This is a genomic window from Shimia sp. MIT910701 (assembly GCF_047126315.1).
Lineage (GTDB): Bacteria > Pseudomonadota > Alphaproteobacteria > Rhodobacterales > Rhodobacteraceae > Shimia.
The window spans coordinates 1,643,018-1,660,741 of the sequence record NZ_CP138953.1; the positions used below are offsets into that span (position 1 = coordinate 1,643,018).

General features: G+C 59.6%; 14 protein-coding genes and 1 pseudogene. 6 read left to right on the forward strand and 9 right to left on the reverse strand.

What is annotated here, in order from left to right:
* The first annotated feature begins 44 nt into the window (after window positions 1–44).
* The 4 genes and pseudogenes from SIB38_RS07790 (at window position 45) to SIB38_RS07805 (ending at window position 4,528) form a co-directional block, all read left to right on the forward strand.
* Entirely contained in the window at window positions 45–485 is a 441-nt protein-coding gene (locus tag SIB38_RS07790) for a nitrous oxide reductase accessory protein NosL (protein WP_412551749.1), read from the forward strand.
* A complete protein-coding gene (locus tag SIB38_RS07795; RefSeq protein ID WP_412551750.1) occupies window positions 482–1,375 on the forward strand; it encodes an FAD:protein FMN transferase in 894 nt (297 codons plus the stop codon). The genes SIB38_RS07790 and SIB38_RS07795 overlap by 4 nt, the downstream gene beginning before the upstream one ends.
* Before the next feature lie 320 nt (window positions 1,376–1,695).
* Window positions 1,696–3,174, forward strand: a complete 1,479-nt coding sequence (locus SIB38_RS07800; protein WP_412551751.1) for a methyl-accepting chemotaxis protein — start codon at window positions 1,696–1,698, stop codon at window positions 3,172–3,174.
* A gap of 169 nt (window positions 3,175–3,343) precedes the next feature.
* Window positions 3,344–4,528, forward strand: a pseudogene (locus SIB38_RS07805) (NnrS family protein).
* On the opposite strand, the gene SIB38_RS07810 reads toward SIB38_RS07805, so the two are convergent.
* The 6 genes from SIB38_RS07810 to SIB38_RS07835 form a co-directional block, all read right to left on the reverse strand.
* Window positions 4,525–5,361, reverse strand: coding sequence for an NAD-dependent epimerase/dehydratase family protein (locus tag SIB38_RS07810; protein WP_412551752.1), 837 nt, complete (start codon window positions 5,359–5,361; stop codon window positions 4,525–4,527). The pseudogene SIB38_RS07805 and the gene SIB38_RS07810 sit on opposite strands and share 4 nt — an antisense overlap.
* A gap of 2 nt (window positions 5,362–5,363) precedes the next feature.
* On the reverse strand, window positions 5,364–6,128 hold the full coding sequence (locus tag SIB38_RS07815) for an HpcH/HpaI aldolase family protein (RefSeq protein ID WP_412551753.1): 765 nt from the start codon (window positions 6,126–6,128) through the stop codon (window positions 5,364–5,366).
* Window positions 6,128–7,345 carry an NAD(P)/FAD-dependent oxidoreductase gene (locus SIB38_RS07820; protein WP_412551754.1) on the reverse strand — a complete coding sequence of 406 codons (1,218 nt, stop codon included), beginning with the start codon at window positions 7,343–7,345 and terminating at the stop codon, window positions 6,128–6,130. The genes SIB38_RS07815 and SIB38_RS07820 overlap by 1 nt, the downstream gene beginning before the upstream one ends.
* Complete coding sequence (locus tag SIB38_RS07825) at window positions 7,345–9,051, reverse strand: hydantoinase B/oxoprolinase family protein (protein ID WP_412551755.1); 1,707 nt, start codon at window positions 9,049–9,051, stop codon at window positions 7,345–7,347. The genes SIB38_RS07820 and SIB38_RS07825 overlap by 1 nt, the downstream gene beginning before the upstream one ends.
* Entirely contained in the window at window positions 9,048–11,135 is a 2,088-nt protein-coding gene (locus SIB38_RS07830; protein WP_412551756.1) for a hydantoinase/oxoprolinase family protein, read from the reverse strand. The genes SIB38_RS07825 and SIB38_RS07830 overlap by 4 nt, the downstream gene beginning before the upstream one ends.
* Window positions 11,136–11,227: 92 nt before the next feature.
* Window positions 11,228–12,127 (reverse strand): LysR family transcriptional regulator, encoded by a 900-nt coding sequence (locus tag SIB38_RS07835; protein WP_412551757.1) that lies wholly within the window; start codon window positions 12,125–12,127, stop codon window positions 11,228–11,230.
* Window positions 12,128–12,338: 211 nt separating this feature from the next.
* On the opposite strand from SIB38_RS07835, the gene SIB38_RS07840 reads away from it, so the two are divergent.
* Both SIB38_RS07840 and SIB38_RS07845 read left to right on the forward strand, forming a co-directional pair.
* The gene (locus SIB38_RS07840; protein ID WP_412551758.1) at window positions 12,339–13,583 is read left to right on the forward strand and encodes a glycerate kinase; all 1,245 of its coding nucleotides are present in this window, start codon (window positions 12,339–12,341) and stop codon (window positions 13,581–13,583) included.
* Between the two features lie 62 nt (window positions 13,584–13,645).
* Window positions 13,646–14,362 (forward strand): SDR family NAD(P)-dependent oxidoreductase, encoded by a 717-nt coding sequence (locus SIB38_RS07845; RefSeq protein WP_412551759.1) that lies wholly within the window; start codon window positions 13,646–13,648, stop codon window positions 14,360–14,362.
* A gap of 41 nt (window positions 14,363–14,403) precedes the next feature.
* Here SIB38_RS07845 and SIB38_RS07850 read toward each other — a convergent pair whose 3' ends face one another.
* From SIB38_RS07850 to SIB38_RS07860, 3 genes are all read right to left on the reverse strand, one after another.
* Window positions 14,404–15,219: an aldo/keto reductase gene (locus tag SIB38_RS07850; RefSeq protein WP_412551760.1), complete on the reverse strand. Its 816-nt coding sequence runs from the start codon at window positions 15,217–15,219 to the stop codon at window positions 14,404–14,406.
* Window positions 15,220–15,305: 86 nt separating this feature from the next.
* A complete protein-coding gene (locus SIB38_RS07855; protein ID WP_294117210.1) occupies window positions 15,306–16,661 on the reverse strand; it encodes a hypothetical protein in 1,356 nt (451 codons plus the stop codon).
* A 43-nt stretch (window positions 16,662–16,704) separates the two neighbouring features.
* A complete protein-coding gene (locus tag SIB38_RS07860) occupies window positions 16,705–17,715 on the reverse strand; it encodes an ABC transporter ATP-binding protein (RefSeq protein ID WP_294117211.1) in 1,011 nt (336 codons plus the stop codon).
* Window positions 17,716–17,724: the final 9 nt, after the last annotated feature.

Sequence of the window (17,724 nt, forward strand, 5' to 3'; positions counted from 1 at the left end):
TGGCCGCCTGCAAAGAAGAGGTGGCGGAAGCGCCGCCGGATCCGGTGCCTTTGACTGAAGAGGCGTTAAGCTTTTTTTGTCAGATGAATGTGGCGGAGCATGGTGGTCCTAAAGGTCAGATCCATCTGGAGGGCTATCCCGCACCGCTGCTCTTTGCGCAAACCCGCGATATGGTGGCTTATCTCAAAAGCCCCGAACGGGACGCAAAAATCATCGGTGTTTACGTGAGCGACATGGGTGCCGCGCCAAATTGGGCGCAACCGGGAATCAATAATTGGGTGCTTGCAAAGGACGCCCATTTTGTTGTTGGGGCCAAAGTTGCCGGTGGAATGGGCGCTCAGGAGGTGGTTCCGTTCAAAGAAGTGCAAGATGCTGCAAATTTTGCGGCTCAATGGGGTGGGCAAATAATGCAAATCGATGCTATTCCCCCCGAAGCAGTCCTTGGACCTATAGATTTAGATCAGACGTTGGAGACCCCGTCATGACCCGTTTGAACCGTCGCCGTTTTCTGACCATCGCCGCAGCCAGCGCCGCTGTGCCGGCTGGCATGGCTTTGGCCGCTACTGAAACCGCCACCTGGTCGGGCATCGCGCTGGGCGCACCGGCGCAAATGAAGATTGCCGGCATGAGCGCTTCTGAAGCTGCACCGATCTTTGCGGCAGTCGAAGCCGAGCTGTCCCGTCTGGAAGGCATCTTCTCTTTGTACCGCGACAGCGCGCTGACCACGCTGAACCGTGACGGTGTTCTGTCCGCTCCGGCACCAGAGCTGCTCGAAGTGCTGAGCCTGAGCGACAGCATCAACAAAGCCAGCGGCGGCGCATTTGACCCATCCGTGCAGCCTTTGTGGCTGGCCAAAGGTGGCAAAGGCGACGTTTCTAACGCGCAGGGCCTCGTGGGTTGGCAAAACGTTCAGTTTGACACTGCAGCGGTGAAGTTTGACGCCGACGGCATGGCGCTGACCCTAAACGGCATCGCGCAGGGTTACGTGACCGATCGCGTTGTGGCGCTGATGAAAGACGCGGGCCTGACCAACGTGCTGATGGACATGGGTGAAGTTGCGGCGCTGGGCTCCAAAGCAGATGGCGCTGGCTGGAAAGCTGGTGTGTCCACTCCGGAAGGCGACATCGTGGCCCGCGTGACCCTGACCGATCGTGCGCTGGCAACCTCCGCACCGTCGGCCACTGTTCTGTCCGGCACCGAAGGCCACATCTTCCTGCCAAACGGCGCAGCAAGTGTTCATGCGCTGGCCTCTGTATCCGCACCTAAGGCCGCTGTCGCCGACGCGCTGTCCACTGCGCTGTGCCTGATGGATGAAGCCGCTGGCCGCGCCATGGTGGACCAGTTTGAAGGTGCGCGCATCGAAGCGCTGGCTTAAGCCACAAGGGCAATTGCCCACAGAATTTGGGCCTCTCGCACGGGTGTGCGGGGGGCTTTTTTGTGTCTTTTTAAGCTGTATGCGGGTTGCACTCTTCATGCGGAGCGCGTGATTGGACTGGTTTTGAATTCTGTGCCTTTAGGCCAAAATTCAGGATCCAATATGTGAAATCCGTGCCTAAGTGCCTCAGAAAAAATAGTAAAATTTACCAGTTTACCAGTGTGTAGGCGGCGTTATGGGGAGCGTAAGGGATCCGTTAACGATCATTTCCCTAGATTGGTATCGGAATTCTATACCAGGGAATGAAGGTACTATTAACGATGACGACTACTTTGGCTGCCACCGTGACGCACTTTGGACTGGATGGCAAAGACGGCGAGATACTCGCCCGGGCCGGGGTCAAGGTGACCAAATGGTTGGACGAGGTTCTTGACCACTTTTACGACTTTGCGACGGCGCAGGAACAGGCGGCGAGCTTCTTTAAATCTGAAGAGATGTTGGCGCATGCGCGCAGCCAGCAGAAGAAACACTGGACCAAGCTTCTCAATGGCGAATTCGATGAGGATTTTGCCGCCGCAGCCAAGACCATTGGCGAGGTGCATTTCCGGATTGAACTGCCATTTGAACTCTATCTGGCCGGATATGCGCGGGCGACATCCTTTATCCAAGCACTGCTGGTGGCGCGGGCTGGCAAAGTGATTGGCCCGGTGGGCAAGTCGCAGCTGTCCAAACAGCTTTCTGCGCTGGACCGTGCCTTCACCTTGGATATGAACTTGGTGATTGATGCCTATTTCCACGCGCAACAGGCGGAGCAGGCACGGGCGTTCAAGTATCTGCAAGATGGTATGCAGCGGATGGCGCAGAAGGACCTGTCCCAGGAGATTCCTGGCCCAGACCGCAGCGATTTTCCGGCACGACATGATGACATGCGCAAAGGGTTCAATCAGTTGCAAAGCGACATGGGGGAAGTGATGCGCTCCATCAAGATGGCGACCGATGACCTTGATCTGACCGCAGCCGAAGTCAACTCGGGCGCCGATGATCTGGCCCGACGCACGGAAACGCAGGCGGCGACATTGGAGCAGACAACACAATCGGTGGAGGAGATTACCAAAAGCGTGCAGTCGTCCTCCAGCGCCACGCAGGAGACCGATGCGATGATGTCCCAAACCCATCAGAAGGCCAAAACCGGTCAGGAGGTGATGGCGGATACTGTGGCGAAAATGCAGGAGATTGCCGAGTCGTCGTCACAGATTTCCCAGATCACCGGGGTGATTGATGACATCGCTTTCCAGACCAATCTGTTGGCGCTGAATGCGGGTGTTGAGGCGGCGCGGGCCGGGGACGCGGGGCGTGGCTTTGCGGTTGTGGCTTCAGAAGTGCGTGGTTTGGCGCAACGGGCTGCGGAGTCGGCGGCGGAGATCAGCGATTTGCTCAAGGCGTCTTCTGATCTGGTGGAAAACGGCGTGGAGATGGTCGATCAGGCCGGGCGCGTGTTGGGTGATATTGTCCAGAAGGTGGAGACTGTGGCCGGGCTGACGTCACAAGTGGCCAACTCCTCTAAAGAACAGTCGGAAGGGTTGAGCCAGATTTCCAGCAGCCTGTCGCAGTTGGATAATGTGACCCAACAGAATGCCGCCATGGTGGAACAAACCGCCGCCGCCGTAGGTTCGATGCAGCGTGATACCATCTCGATGGCGCATCTGGTGAGCGAGTTTGAATTGGCAGAGCTAAATGCGCAGGCCGGTGCGGGCTCCGACTTAGAAGTGGAAGCGCCGGCGGATCAGGTCGCGGCGTAACTGCAGCTTCTTGAGACACAAAGGAGGGCCGGAGCGCGGATGCGTTTCGGCTTTTGATTTTTGTGCTGCGACTTTTTCCCGCTTTGTTGAAACGGCTTGGGTTTGGTCAAGTGGCACCGGCCTGCTTCGGCCTAGGGTGGCGGTGAACAGGTTGTGCAATAGGTGACTGATGGCTGCGATTTGGCGTTTGTTTTCAGAAGGTTTTCGCATTTTCTTCCTTGCGGCAGGCGTGTTTGGCGCTGGTTCGGGGATTCTCTGGACCTTGCCACTGGCGGCCGGCGGGGCGGGCATGGATGCGCTGTCCATGGCGCCAAGCCAATGGCACGCGCATTAGATGATTTTCGGCTACGGGGCGGCGGCAATTGGCGGGTTTTTCCTGACAGCCGTGCCAAACTGGACCGGCACCAAAGGCGCGCGTGTAGGCTATATCGCGGGCGTATTTGCGCTTTGGTTGATTGGTCGGACAGCGCTGTGGCCCCTGGGGGTGGTGTCGCCGATGACAGCGATGGTGGCGGATTTGTTGTTCATTCCGGTTTTGGCGTGGAAAATCTTCAGCCAACTGCTGAAGCGGCCCAAGCCGCAGAATATGGTGCTGCTCACGATGTTGGTGGCACTGTGGGTGAGCAACCTTTTGATGCATCTGGAGTGGACGGATTTGACCGATGACACTGCCCGGCAGGGATTGCTGGGCGGGTTGATGACTTTGGTTGGATTGATTGGCGTGCTGGGCGGTCGGGTGACGCCAGCGTTTACGCGCAATGCGATGAAGCGGGTCGCGGTGCCAGAAGTGGACTGGCCGCATACGCCCGAGTTGCTCAACAAGGCCGCGATAGCAACTTCGCTGGTGCTGCCTTGGGCGGCGATGAGCGGCGTGGATGTGCTTTTGGCAACGGTCGCCTTGATCGCCGGGGCCGTGCATCTTGCGCGGCTCAGCGGGTGGAAAAGCCTTTGGACCGCCGGTCAGCCCATCTTGTGGTCGCTGCACATTGGCATGGCGTTTCTAGCGCTGGGCCTGATCCTCTGGGGGCTGGCCGGATTTGGCATCGGGCAGGAAGTGGCCGCGATCCATGTGTTGGGTATTGGCTGTGTTGGCGGCATGACGCTGGCGGTGATGAGCCGCGCGGCTTTGGGCCACACAGGGCGGACACTGATCGCGCCGGGTCCAGTGGCCTGGGCCTATGGCGTGATGGCCTGTGCCGCGCTGATACGTTGGGTCGGCCAGAGCGTTTTGATGGCGGTCTATGACTTTACGTTGATGTTATCCGGGGGGCTGTGGGTGGCGGCGATGGTGTTGTTCCTGATCGCGATTTACCCGATGGTGATTGCCCCCCGCGTCGACGGGAAAAGCGCCTAAGCCTTTTTGCTGTCATCCACGATGGTCATTTTTGCGAGGCCGCTTTCCCCCAAAGGAATGGTGGCAAAAGGTCCGCCGATGGTCATCTGCGCAAGATCGGTGGGATCGGCTGGCGGTGCGTCGGCAAGGATGGCCTCGGCAAACTGTTCCGCGTTGTCTTGCGGTTTGTAGCCTATGTGGCCTGCGCCGGTGTTGTGTACCGGGGCGCGGTCGTTGTTGGAGATGCCGTAGACAATGGAAAAGCCTACGGTTTGTGCGGTGATCGCGGCGGTGACCATGCGGATAAGATCATCATAGCTGAGCCATGTGGAGAGCGAGCGCGGGGCCACGACCTGCGCGCAGGAAAAGATGCGCATGTGCACACTTTCCACACCGCGTTTGTCCCAATACATGCGGCCCAGATCTTCGGCAAAGCACTTGGCGAGGCCGTAGAATGTGTCCGGACGGTGCGGCGCGTCGATGCCGATGTTGTCGGCGATTTTGTGCATGCCCACAGCGTGAACGGAGCTGGCGTAGACCACCCGTTTCACACCATTGCGGTAGGCGGCTTCCCAGACGTTATGCGCGCCAATGATATTGGGGCCGAGGATTTCCTCAAACGGGGCCTCATCGCCAATGGCGCCAAAATGCACCACCATGTCGGCGTCTTTCAGCACCTCAATCATGGCCGCCAGGTCAGCCAGATCGGCCTGCACATAGCGTTCGCCGGCATAGAGCGTGCCAATGTCCTCAGCGATGTCGGTGGAAACCAGTTCATCTGCCAGTTTGGTCAGTGGCTCCCGCAGGTAAGAGCCAAGGCGGCCAGCGGCGCCGGTGAGGACAAGTTTCTTCATGGTCAGGGAGCTTTCACGTCTTCTAGTAAAGTGTCTGCGGCGTGGGCCAAAAGACCGGCGTCTGAGCCACAGGCGACAAAGGTGAATCCCGCGCTCAACAGGCGGCGGGCAAAGGACACGTCGCGCACCAGGGTGCCGACGGGGATTTTCTTGGAAATCAGGCGCATGGCGGCGGGCAGGATTTTGGCCCAGACCTCGTCATGCATGGCCTGGCCGAGGTAGCCCATGTCGGCGGCAATATCGGCGGGTCCAAAGAAGACGCCATCGACGCCCTCGGTGGTGGCAATGGCTTCGACATTTTCCAGCGCATGCAGGGACTCGACTTGCACCAGTACGGCGGTTTGGTCGTCCACAGTTGATGTATAGCACTTGTCGCGGCCAAAGCCGGTGGCGCGCGTGGTGCCGCCATAGCCGCGGACGCCTTTGGGCGGGTAGCGCGTGGCGGCGACCGCGGCGGCGGCTTCTTCGGCGTTTTGCACCATCGGGAACAGCAATCCCGGCGCGCCCATGTCCATTAGACGTTTGATCTTCGCGGGATCTGTCCAGTCTGGGCGCACAATGGCGGTGCTGTCATAGCCTTTGATGACCTGCAGTTGCGCCTGCACATCGGCCAGCTCCCCCGCGCCATGCTCCATGTCCAGCAGCAGCCAGTCATACCCCGCGCCTGCGACCACTTCGGTGGTCAAGGGGTCGCCAAGCGAGACCCAGAGGCCAATTTGCGGTTTGCCATCGCGGATTGCGGTCAGGAATGGGTTGGATTGCACCATCAGATCACGGCCTTCTCAACTATAGGGTCATTGTTGAGGACACGTTCAAACGTAAAGGGCGCCATGTCTAGGGTGCGGAATTCCCCGTAGGTCAGCAATTCTGCCACGGCGCGGCCCATGGCGGGGCTTTGTTGCAGCCCGTGGCCGGAGAAACCGTTCTGGAAGATGAAGTTGGTGATCTCGGGGTGGGCGCCCAAAATCGCGTTTTGATCCAGGGTGTTATAGGCGTAATGGCCGGCCCACTCGGTGACCACTTTGATGGCTTCAAACTGTGGAATACGCGTGGCGATGATCGGCCAGACGTGATCCTGCCAGCGGTTGTGATCCATGTGGAAATCGTCAAAAGCCACGGCTGGGTCCGGATCCGGCGCGGCGCCCGCGAGGTAGGTGGTGGGGCCATCTTGGCGGACATGCACGCCGGAGGGATCAATGGTCAGCGGCAGGTCCATCGGTAGTGGCTGTTCAGCCGAGAAAATCCAGGTGAAGCGCTTGCGCGGTTCCACGGGCATGTGGATGCCCGCCATTTCAGAGGTGCGCGCGGCGCGCGGGCCGGAGGCGTTCACCACCTGACCGCAATGTACTACGTTGCCAGAGGCCAAAGTGACCGAGGTGACCTTGCCGCCATCGCGTGCCATGGCGACCACTTCGCCCTGCACATATTCCACGCCACGTTCGCGGGCGGAGCGGCGGAACCAGTCAAACACCACGCCGCCGTCCCAGTAACCTTCATCTTTGGTGTTGATCGAGCCCAGAAGAATGTCGTCCACATTGTAGAACGGATAGCGCGCGGCGATGTCCTCGGCAGTCAGGAGTTCGGTTTCGGCCCCGGCGGCAAGTTGCACCTTGTGGTTGTCGCGCAGGGTTTGGGCAAAGCCCTCGTTGTCCGCCAGATAGAGGTAGCCGTAGCTTTGGATATCAACGTTTGGCACGCGGTCGTCATCGCCCATGCGCGCGCGCAGGTTTTTCACAAAGTCGGCGGCAAATTGGGAAATCCGCACGTTCAGCGTGTGGGAAAACTGCTGTCTTATGCAAGAGTTGGTGTGGGCGGTCGAACTGAACTCGTAGGTCGGGTCTTTCTCAACCACCAGAACCGAGCCGCTAAAATCCGGGTTGTCAGACAAAAACCACGCGGTGGAGGATCCCATGATCGCCCCACCGATGATTACCACGTCGTAAGATGTTTTGGTTGGCTTGGTGGCCATTGCGCCTGCTGCCATTAGACAATCTCCCCCCGTTTGGCCCGCGAAAGGGCCTCGGCAATCTCGTCTGCCGATATGTTGTAATGCTCTGCGGCGTGCTCCGGGGTGATGTAGCCAAGCGCAACATCGCGTTTGACACGCGCCGGATCACGACGGTTTGGGTTACCGTAGCCTGCGCCGCCGGGGAAGCCCATTTGCACCACCGTGCCGTGGGGGATGAATTGTTTGCCCTTGCCGCGCACCGCCGCGCCATCAGACCGGGCCAGACGGGTTGCGCCACCGGCACCGCCCTCGCGGCGGCCTTGGGCCGGGTGGTCCACGCGGTCCAGCATCAGGGAGATATCAAACTCGTGGCCCTCACGTGCGCCGACGTCCATGTATTGGCCCAAACCGCCGCGGAATTCGCCTGCACCGCCACTGTCCGGGCGCAGCTCTTTGCGCCAGATCAGCACCGGGCCAACCTGTTCGGTGGCCTCCACCGGCATGGTCATCACGCCCGAGGGGAAGGCGGTGGCATTCATGCCATCCAAGGTGGGCCGTGCGCCGGAGCCGCCGGAGTTGAAGGTCAGCACTTCGGCGCGCACAGCATCTTCTGGCGCGTCGCCATCCATGCGGGGGCGCAGGGAAACCTGGAAGTTACACAAACACCCGGCGCCTTCGGCTGGCACGGTGTTGGGCAGCAGCTTGTCGAGCGCGTTGTAGACCGTGTCAGGTACCATATGGCCAATCACGTGGCGCAGCGCGACGGGGGCCGGGAACTTGGCGTTCACAATGCTGTTTTCCGGTGCGGTGATCTCAAACGGGGCCAACGAGGCGGCGTTGTTGGGGATCTCCGGCGCGATGGCACATTTCAGCGCGTAGCAGGCGTAGGCTTTGGTGTAGACCAGCGGCACGTTGATGCCTTTTTTGTCCAAACCGGAAGTGCCGTCCCAATCGCTCAAAATGCGGTCTTTCTCGATGGTCAGCGTGACATGCAGGTCGATGGGCGTGTCGTAGCCGTCGATGCGCAAGTGCCCGCTGGCGCTGCCCGGTGTGAGCGCGTTGATGCGCGCCAAAGTGGCTTCGCGGGAGTTGGTCAGGATGAAATCGGAGATGCCTGTGAGATCGGCCAGTCCAAATTCTTCGACCATGTCGATCAGGCGGCGGTGGCCAATCTCGTTACAGTTTGCCAGCGCGTAGATGTCCCCGACCAGTTGGTCGGGCTCCCGCACGTTGCCCCGGATCAGCGCCAGCAGGGTTTGATCCACCGTGCCGCGATCCGCAAACTTCATGATCGGCAGATAGAGCCCTTCTTCGTGCACGTCATTGGCATCCGCGCCAAAACCGCGCCCGCCGATGTCGGTGACATGGGCCGTGCAAGCAAAGAAACCGATCAGCGCGCCGTTGTGGAAAGAGGGCGTCACAACAGTGATGTCATGTTTGTGGCCGGTGCCTTCCCAAGGATCGTTGCTCAGGTAGACATCGCCCTCAAACATGTTGTCGCGTCCGATGCGGCGGATGAAATGGCCCACGGCGTCGGCCATAGCGTTCACATGGCCCGGCGTGCCGGTCACCGCTTGGGCCAGCATGTCTCCGGCCTCGTTGTAGACGCCTGCTGAGAGGTCGCCTGCCTCGCGTACGGAGGTGGAAAAGGCCGTGCGAACAAGCGCTTGCGCCTGTTCTTCCACGACGGAGATCATGCGGTTCCACATGACCTGATAGGCAACTTTGCTGTGCTCGGTCATTGGGTGGTCTCCTTTGTGCGCACGTCGAGCGTGCCGTCGGCGTGGGTCAGCACTTCGCGGCTGGCGGGCACAACCACGGTGGTCTCGTCTTCGGTCACCACAGCAGGGCCTTGGGCGATGTGGCCGGTTGGCAGCTCAGCGCGGGCGATGACGGCGGCGTCCACAGTTCTGGCCAAAGCCGGATCAAACAGCGGGCGTGTCGTCGTTGGGGCGAGGGATGTCAGTGTGCCAGTGTCTGCAAGGGGCGTGGTGGCTTCCTGTGCGGTGTAGGCGTTCACGCTCCAAACAGTGATTTCCACCTCCATGCCGTCCACGGCACGGCCAAAGAGCGCTTTGTAGTCGGTCTCAAACAGGCGCAGGAATGTGGCCTCATCGGGGTTTGCAGCTTGTTCTGGGGTGAGGGCGATAGGGATTTCCCAGCCCTGTCCGGCGTAGCGCATGTAGATTTTGTGGTCGCGCAGGATGTCGGCATTGGCATCACAGGAGCGCACAAAGCGGGTGGCTTCGTCTGACATGTCGTCAAACAGGGCTTTGACTTTGGCGGGGTCAAAGTCGCTCAGCCGCATGAAGACAGAACGGTTGGCCTCAAAGCTAAACGGTGCGCGCAGGAAGCCGATGGCCGAGCCAACACCCGCGCCTTGCGGCACAAGACAACGGGAGACACCGAGTTTTTCGCACAGCCGGGCGGCATGTAGGGGAGCGGCACCGCCAAAGGCGATCATGGTGTACTCAGACAGGTCTTCGCCGTTTTCCACGGCGTGCACGCGGGCGGCGTTGGCCATGTTTTCATCGACTACTTCGGCAAGGCCAAAGGCGGCCTCGGTGGCGTCCATGTCGAGCGTGTTGCCAATCACGGTGTCCAGCGCCTTGGCCGAATTGTGGGGGTGCAGGGGGATGGATCCGCCCGCGAAGTTGTTGGGATCAAGCTTGCCTAAGATCAGGTCGGCGTCCGTTACGGCGGGGGTGTCACCGCCACGGCCATAACAGGCTGGTCCGGGTTCAGATCCGGCGCTTTCCGGGCCAACGCGGATTTGGTTCATCGCGTCCACATGTGCCAGCGAGCCACCGCCAGCGCCAATCTCCACCATGTCGATCACCGGGATCGAGATCGGCATGCCAGAGCCTTTTTTGAAACGATAGGTGCGGGCAACCTCAAACACGCGGGCGGTTTTGGGAGTCTGGTCTTTGATGAGGCAGATTTTGGCGGTGGTGCCGCCCATGTCAAAGCTGAGCACTTTGGAAAGCCCGTGTTTGGCGGCAATGTCGGCGGCAAAGATCGCGCCGCCCGCTGGGCCACTCTCCACCAGGCGCACCGGGAAGTCCGCCGCGCTTTCGAGCGACATGATGCCGCCGCCGGAGTGCATCAGAAACACCGGGCAGGCCGCGCCTTCGTTGGCCAGCCGGTCTTTCAGGCGGCCAAGATAAGACTTCATCAGCGGCTTGATATAGGCGTTGGCGATGGTGGTGTTGAACCGCTCATATTCGCGCATCTGGGGGGAGACTTCGCAGGAGAGCGAGACCATCACGTCCGGCAGTTTTTCCGCCAGCACCTCGGCGATCAGACGTTCGTGGGCGTCGTTCACATAGGAGTGCAGGAGGCCGACGGCGATGCTTTCGTAGTTGGCGTCGGCCAGCTCGTCGGCCCGTGCCTCAATGTCGGCGCGGTCCAGCGGGATCAGCGCTGCGCCGGTGGCGTCCATACGTTCGCGCAGCACATAGCGGCGGTTGCGCGGCAAAAGCGGCTCCGGAAGGGTGAGGTTTAGATCGTACTGTTCAAACCGGCTTTCGGTGCGCATTTCGATCACATCGCGAAAACCTTCGGTGGTGATCAGCGCGGTTTTAGCGCCGCGCCGCTCGATCAGCGCGTTGGTCGCCAGCGTGGTGCCGTGGATGATTTGATCGATGGCGGCGGGGGAGACACCGGCTTTGGCGCAGACCTGATGCATGCCGTCGACAATAGCGTTTTCCGGCGCGGCGTAGGTGGTCAACACTTTGGTGGAAAAGCGCTTTTGATCTATTTCCAGCACCACATCGGTGAAGGTTCCGCCGATATCGACGCCCAAACGGGTCCTGTGTGATGGCATCTGATCGCGCCTCCTTCTCTCTTGTGAAGGAAGGTAGAGCGCACACTTCATGAAATCCAATTATTAGATTTCATGAATTGAATTGAGAAAATTTATCCTGTGGCGTGGGCCTGCGCCACTTGCTGCGCCAGGCCGGCGGCAGCCCCCACAAAACTTGGGCAGGTATCAGCGTCATAGCGGGCGTAGAAGTGTAGCGCGTCGGGAACCCAGAGGTAGCGCAGGGTGTCCAATGTGCCGTTGGCCAGGTCTTCACGGACCATGGCTTCGGGCAGGCAGGCCACACCCAAACCATCGCGGGTCATTTGGTGGCAGGCGGCCAGATTTGACGAAGACACATGCCGCACGGAGACATCGGAGAAGGCGGCAAAGTGATCTTGCATCTGGTTGTAAGGAATGGTGCCGCGGGCGTGAGTCAGGATTGGGTGTTGTGCTAGTTCATGTAGGCTAAGCACCTTATCGGACAGGCCGAGTTTGGGGCTGCCGACCCACAGCATCGGCAGCGGTCCTAGATCGGCGTTGCCACTGATTTGCCGCTCAAACGGGGCACTTTGCAGGGCAAGGTCAATCCGCCGCTCCATCAGGGCGCGGGACAGATTTACCGACAGATCCACGGTCAGGTCCATGTCGATGTTGGGGAACCGCTCTTTGAGCGCGGTGAAGAACTCGCCGAGCCACGTGTGCACGATCATCTCGGTCACCCCAATGCGCAGGGTGCCATCAAACAGGCTGTCGTCGGCCGCTGTGAGCAGAAAACGGTCCATTGCCAGAAGCACGTTGCGCGCCTCTAGCAGGAGTTTTTCGCCCATGGGGGTCAGCCGCACGGAGCCCGCATCGCGGGTCATCAGCGAATGGCCAATTTGCGTTTCCAAGCCTGCGATGCGGGTGGAGATGTTGGGCTGCGTGGTGTTCAGCCGGTCCGCCGCGCGGCGGAAGCTTTGCAGGTCGGCAACCGCCACAAAGGCTTGAAGCTGTTTCAGGCTGATTTGGGCCATGGGGCGCTCTTGGTCTACGAAAGTCGCGGCACAGTAGGGCAGGTTGAGTGGCTTGGAAAGACGGGCGTGTCGGCGCCGCCAAGGCGTTGGCTTGCTCCGCCTGTAAAACTGTGCATGTTAGCGGAAACATCTCCTTTGGTGCAGTTTCTGATACGCATGTGGTCGGGTGCCAAAGGGCGGGAGAACATGTGCATTTGGGGGGAGTATCAGTATGGACATCAATCCAGACAGGTTTTTGCGGGAGTTGTTTGCCAAGGCAGTGGCCGTGGCGGATCCGATGGCGGCTTTGCCGGAAGTCTTGGGCAAAAAAACAGCAGGCCGGTTGATTGTGGTCGGCGCGGGCAAGGCCAGTGCACGTATGGCGGAAGCCTTGGAAAGCGCCTGGGGGCCGTGTGAGGGGCTGGTCATCACGCGTTACGGCTATGAGCGGCCTTGTCAGGGCATCACCATCAAGTCGGCGGCGCACCCGGTGCCGGATGCGGCGGGCGAAGCGGCGACGCTGGAAATGTTGGAATTGATGCGTGGGCTGGCTGCGGATGACACCGTGGTGTGTTTGATTTCTGGGGGGGCGTCGTCACTGCTGACTGCGCCGGTACCGGGCGTGACGCTGGACGAGTTGAAGCAGGTGAATGCGGATCTGTTGGCGTCTGGTGCGCCGATTTCGGCGATGAACGCGCTGCGCAAACATCTGTGTCAGGCAAAAGGCGGACAGTTGGCAGCGGCGGCCTATCCCGCCAAAGTGGTGAGCTACTTGATTTCGGACGTTCCGGGTGATGATCCGGGTATGATCGGCTCTGGTCCCACGGTGGCGGAACCGGAATGTCTGGACAGTGCTCTGGCGGCCTTGGCACCGTTTGGGGTGACTTTGCCGGCGCATGTTGAGGCGGCGGCGCGGGCGCATGCCGGTGTGGTGATGCCGGGTGACGAACGCTTGTCGACCACGGAAAACATCTTGTTTGCCTCGCCGTTGCAATCGTTGCAGGCGGCGCAACAGGTGGCTGAGGCGGCCGGACTGCGGGTGGAAATTCTTGGTGATGCTCTGGAAGGCGAGGCGCGGGATGTGGCGGGCGAGCAGGCTGAATTGGCGAAAGCCAAAGTAGGGCGCGGACCTCGGGTGCTTCTGTCTGGTGGCGAGCTGACCGTGACACGGCGTGGGGATGGCGTAGGTGGGCCAAACGCGGAGTTTGCGCTGGCCTTGGCGCTGGCGTTGGAGGGAGCCGAAGGTATCCATGCGATTGCCTGTGACACCGATGGTGTTGATGGCGTGGCAGAGGTGGCCGGTGCGGTGATTGGGCCGAACACGCTGGCGACCGCTGAGGCGAAGAGTGTGGACGCAGCTTTGGCTTTGGCAGAAAATGACGCCCATAGTTTCTTTGAAAAGATCGACGCACAGGTCGTGCCGGGGCCGACGCTCACGAATGTGAATGACTTTCGGGCCATTCTGATCACCAAGTAATTGCAGCCTGCGGTGAAAGCCGCGTAAAGGTGGTTCACAAATTAACTTGTGGGAGCAAGAGAATGAAAAAGGCGATTATCTCCGGCCATTCCAAGGGGCTTGGCGCAGGCATGGTGTCTTGCCTGATCGCGGCGGGTTATGAAGTTTTGGGTCTGTCGCGTTCAGGTATCGGCTCTGAGATGGCAGGCTTGAGCGAAGTGGCGCTTGATCTGGGCGACACGGCGGCGGTGAGCGCCTTCGCCACAGGCGCGGAGTTTGCCAATTTCCTGGAAGGTGCAAGCCAAGCCGTGTTGATCAACAACGCTGGCATTGTGGAGCCGATCGCGCCGATTGGCCGTCAGGATGCGGGCAAGATTGCACAGTCTTTGGCGGTGAATGTCACAGCGGCGCTGATCCTGAGCGACGCGTTTGTGGCGGCGACAGAAGGCGCGGACCGTCGTGTAGCGCATATCTCCAGCGGCGCCGGGCGCAATGCCTACACCGGTTGGAGTGTGTACTGCGCCACCAAGGCCGCGATGGACATGCATGCCCGCGCGATGGTGGAAGATGCGGTGGCGGGTTTGAAGGCCGAAAGCATCGCACCAGGTGTGATTGACACCGGAATGCAGGCGACCATTCGCTCTGCGCCGGAAGAGGACTTTGCTTTGCTGGATCAGTTCAAATCGATGAAAGCCGAGGGCGGTTTGGCCAAAGCCGAGGACACGGCGGCGAAAATTTGTGCCCACATTCTCAGCGATCGGTTTGGCGCAGAAACAATCACGGACGTGCGCACTTTCTAAAACAAAGAAGGCCCTCGCAGACGTTGCGAGGGCCTTCTTCTTTAGGCGTCGTGATAAGTGTCCGGGGCAGGGCCACAGCGGACGCCTTCTTCCAAGGTCGCCATTGCGGCCATGTCTTCTGCGGTCAGTTCCGCTTGCAGAATTGCAAGGTTTTCGGCAAGTTGTACTTCGGTTTCAGCCCGTGGGATCACGGAAATCCCGAGTTGAAGCTCCCATCGTAAGATCACTTGAACAGGTGAGAGGTTCGTGCGTTTGGCGATGTCCAGCACGACCGAGGCGTCAAAAGACGCGCCGTTGCCCAGCGGGGTCCAGCCTTGGGTGACAATGCTACGCTTTTGGTTTTCGGCTCGCATTGCGATTTGCTGCATACGGGGATTGACTTCGATCTGGTTCAGTACCGGGTATACCCCAGTTTCCCCTATGATGCGGTCCAGGTGATCGGGCGCAAAGTTGGAGGTGCCGATGGAGCGGACCTGACCGTCTTTCTGTGCGTCTATGAAAGCGCGCCAAGTGTCGACATAGGTGCCAAAATCGGGACAAGGCCAGTGGATCAGGCAGAGGTTCAAATACTCGAGGCCCATCCGCTTGAGGCTGCCCTCAATGGCGCGGCGGGTTTTGTCGTAGCCTTGCTCGCAGTTCCAGACTTTGGAGGTGAGGAAGACGTCTTCGCGGTCCACTTCAGCGGCGCGGAAGCCTTCGCCGACGGCGGCTTCGTTTTCGTAGATGAAGGCGGCGTCGATCAGTTTGTAGCCTTGGGTAAGTGCGCTGCGCACCAAATTGACGGTTTCGTCTTGGGGGATTTGCCACACGCCAAAGCCAAAGGCCGGAATGGCATGGCCATCATGAAAGGGGATCATTGGGGTCATCAAAACACCATGTTGCAGAAATAGAAGCCCCCCAAAGACAGCGCTTTGGGGGGAGTTGGGGATAATTGGACAGTGATTTACTTGAGGTAGTCCAGCCACGGGCTTTGTTCGGCGATCATGTGATCGACCAGCGCGCCCATACCTTGGGATTTTGTCACAACAGGATCGACCAACAGCGCCTGCACCACCAGATCGCGGCTGCCTTGCAGGATTGCCTCAGCCGTCATGTCGTGCACACCAATCTGGTTGGATAACAGACCACGCACACCCGCAGGGACATCCACTGCGATGCCGTGGAGACCATTGGTGTCAATGTTGGCAGGCACCTCAACCGCAATCCAGTCCGGCAAGTTGGCGATGAAACCTTTGTTCGGAATGTTGACCGCGTACTCTTCGTAGGTTGGCGCGCCGAGCAGGGCTTCCATGATGGGTACCACGCGCTCTTTCAGCACAGGTTCGATCACCGGATCCACCTTGCCGAGGAAGTTGCGGTAGTAGGTGTAGAAATCCAGAATGCCCTGGTGGTCGGAACAGTCATGCGCCCATTGGATGTATTCACCAAAGTGGCTGTCATAGGTGATTGGCAGCGCGCCGAATTTCTCCAGCACCTCGGCAAAGAGCCAACGGTCAGACCATGGGCGAATGGTTTCAATGGAACTCAGGTCCACATCCATCCAACCTTCGGTCTCAATCGAAGTGCCGTGTTTGCGGCTGGCTCGCAGGATTTCGGAATACCCTGGCTTGTTGCCAAAATAAGCCTCCGCCTTGGCCTTCACATCCGGATAGGCGTCGGAGCCATCTTTGGTGTAGGTACAGTCGGTCATCACCGAGAAGTGGTTCAAACCACCCGCGCGGTAGAAGATCTCGTCGCGCTCAACGCCCAGCAGCGGCGCGAGGTGACGCTCGAGGCTGGCGATCTCGTGGCACATGCCGACAAATTCCAACTCAGGGAATTTGCGGTGCACGGTGGTACAGATGCGCGACATCGGGTTGGAGTAGTTGAACACGGTGGCGTCTGGACAGACGTCCATGACCTGCTGACAGATGTCCAAAATTGGCGGGATGATACGCAAGCTGTGGAACAACCCACCGGGGCCGCCGTTCTCGCCATAGACCTGCTGAATGCCGTATTGCTGCGGGATTTTCCAATCCATGTCCCAAAGCGCAAAGCGGTCGCCCACTTCGATGGAGATCACCACAAAACGCGCGCCTTGCAGGGCGGCTTTCAAATCAGTGGTGGCTGAAATGGATTGCTTGAGGCTGTTGGTGCTGATGTAGTCCTCCGCCACTTTCAAAGTGCGCTGGGCCGCCTCAAGATTGATGTCATGCAGCACGAACTCTGCATCGGTGAGATGCGCGCTTTGAAAGACGTCACCAAGCATGCCGGTGCCGAACTGGAGGCTGCCCGCCCCCACAAGAACGATCTTAGTCATTGTGTTTGTCCTGTATTGCGCCCCTCTGGCGCGGTTGCAGATTTCAGTTCCGAATGGCGCGGTCTGCGCCGTCAAAGCGATGGGCGTGTTCGGATTGGGGCTTCAGGCCAATCTCCGTTCCCAAGGCTGTGAATTGCTTGCCCGGCTGGCGCACCACAAGGGGCTCGCTCACGCCGATGTCGACAAAAAGATAGTGATCCGCGCCAAGGTTTTCAGCGTGCACCACGGAGCCTGTCCAAGTGGCCTCATCCTGGGCGCAGATATCAATGTGTTCCGCCCTTATACCATAGGTCGCGCAGTCGTAGGGTTTGGCGTGCTCTCCGGTGAGGAAGTTCATCTTCGGCGCGCCGATAAAGCCTGCGACAAAGACCGAATTGGGCGCATCATAGAGTTCGGCCGGGGTGCCGACCTGTTCGACCAACCCGTCACGCAGCACACAGATGCGGTCCGCCAGTGTCATCGCCTCAACCTGATCGTGGGTTACGTAGATCATGGTCACGTCGTTCATGTCGTGATGCAGCTTGGCGATTTCCAGCCGGGTCTGCACGCGCAGGGCGGCGTCGAGGTTGGAAAGTGGTTCGTCAAATAGGAACACACGTGGGTCGCGCACAATGGCGCGGCCGATGGCGACGCGCTGGCGTTGGCCGCCGGAGAGTTCTTTGGGTTTGCGCTCCAGCAGGTGATCAATTTGCAGCATCTTGGCGGCGTCCACCACCCGCGCTTCGCGCTCTTCTTTGGTGGACCCGGCGAGTTTCAGGCCAAAGGCCATGTTCTCCATCACGTTCATATGCGGGTAGAGCGCATAAGATTGGAACACCATGGCGATGCCACGTTTGGAGGGGATGGTGTCATTCACCCTCACCCCGTCAAACATCAGGTCGCCATCACTGATTTCTTCCAGACCGGAGATCAGCCGCAGCAACGTGGATTTGCCGCAGCCGGACGGGCCGACAAAGACCATAAATTCGCCTTTGCGCACCTCAAGGTCGACGCCTTTGATGACCTCCAGCCCGCCGAAGGACTTGCGCAGGTTTTTGAGTTCGATTTCAGCCATAGCGGGCTC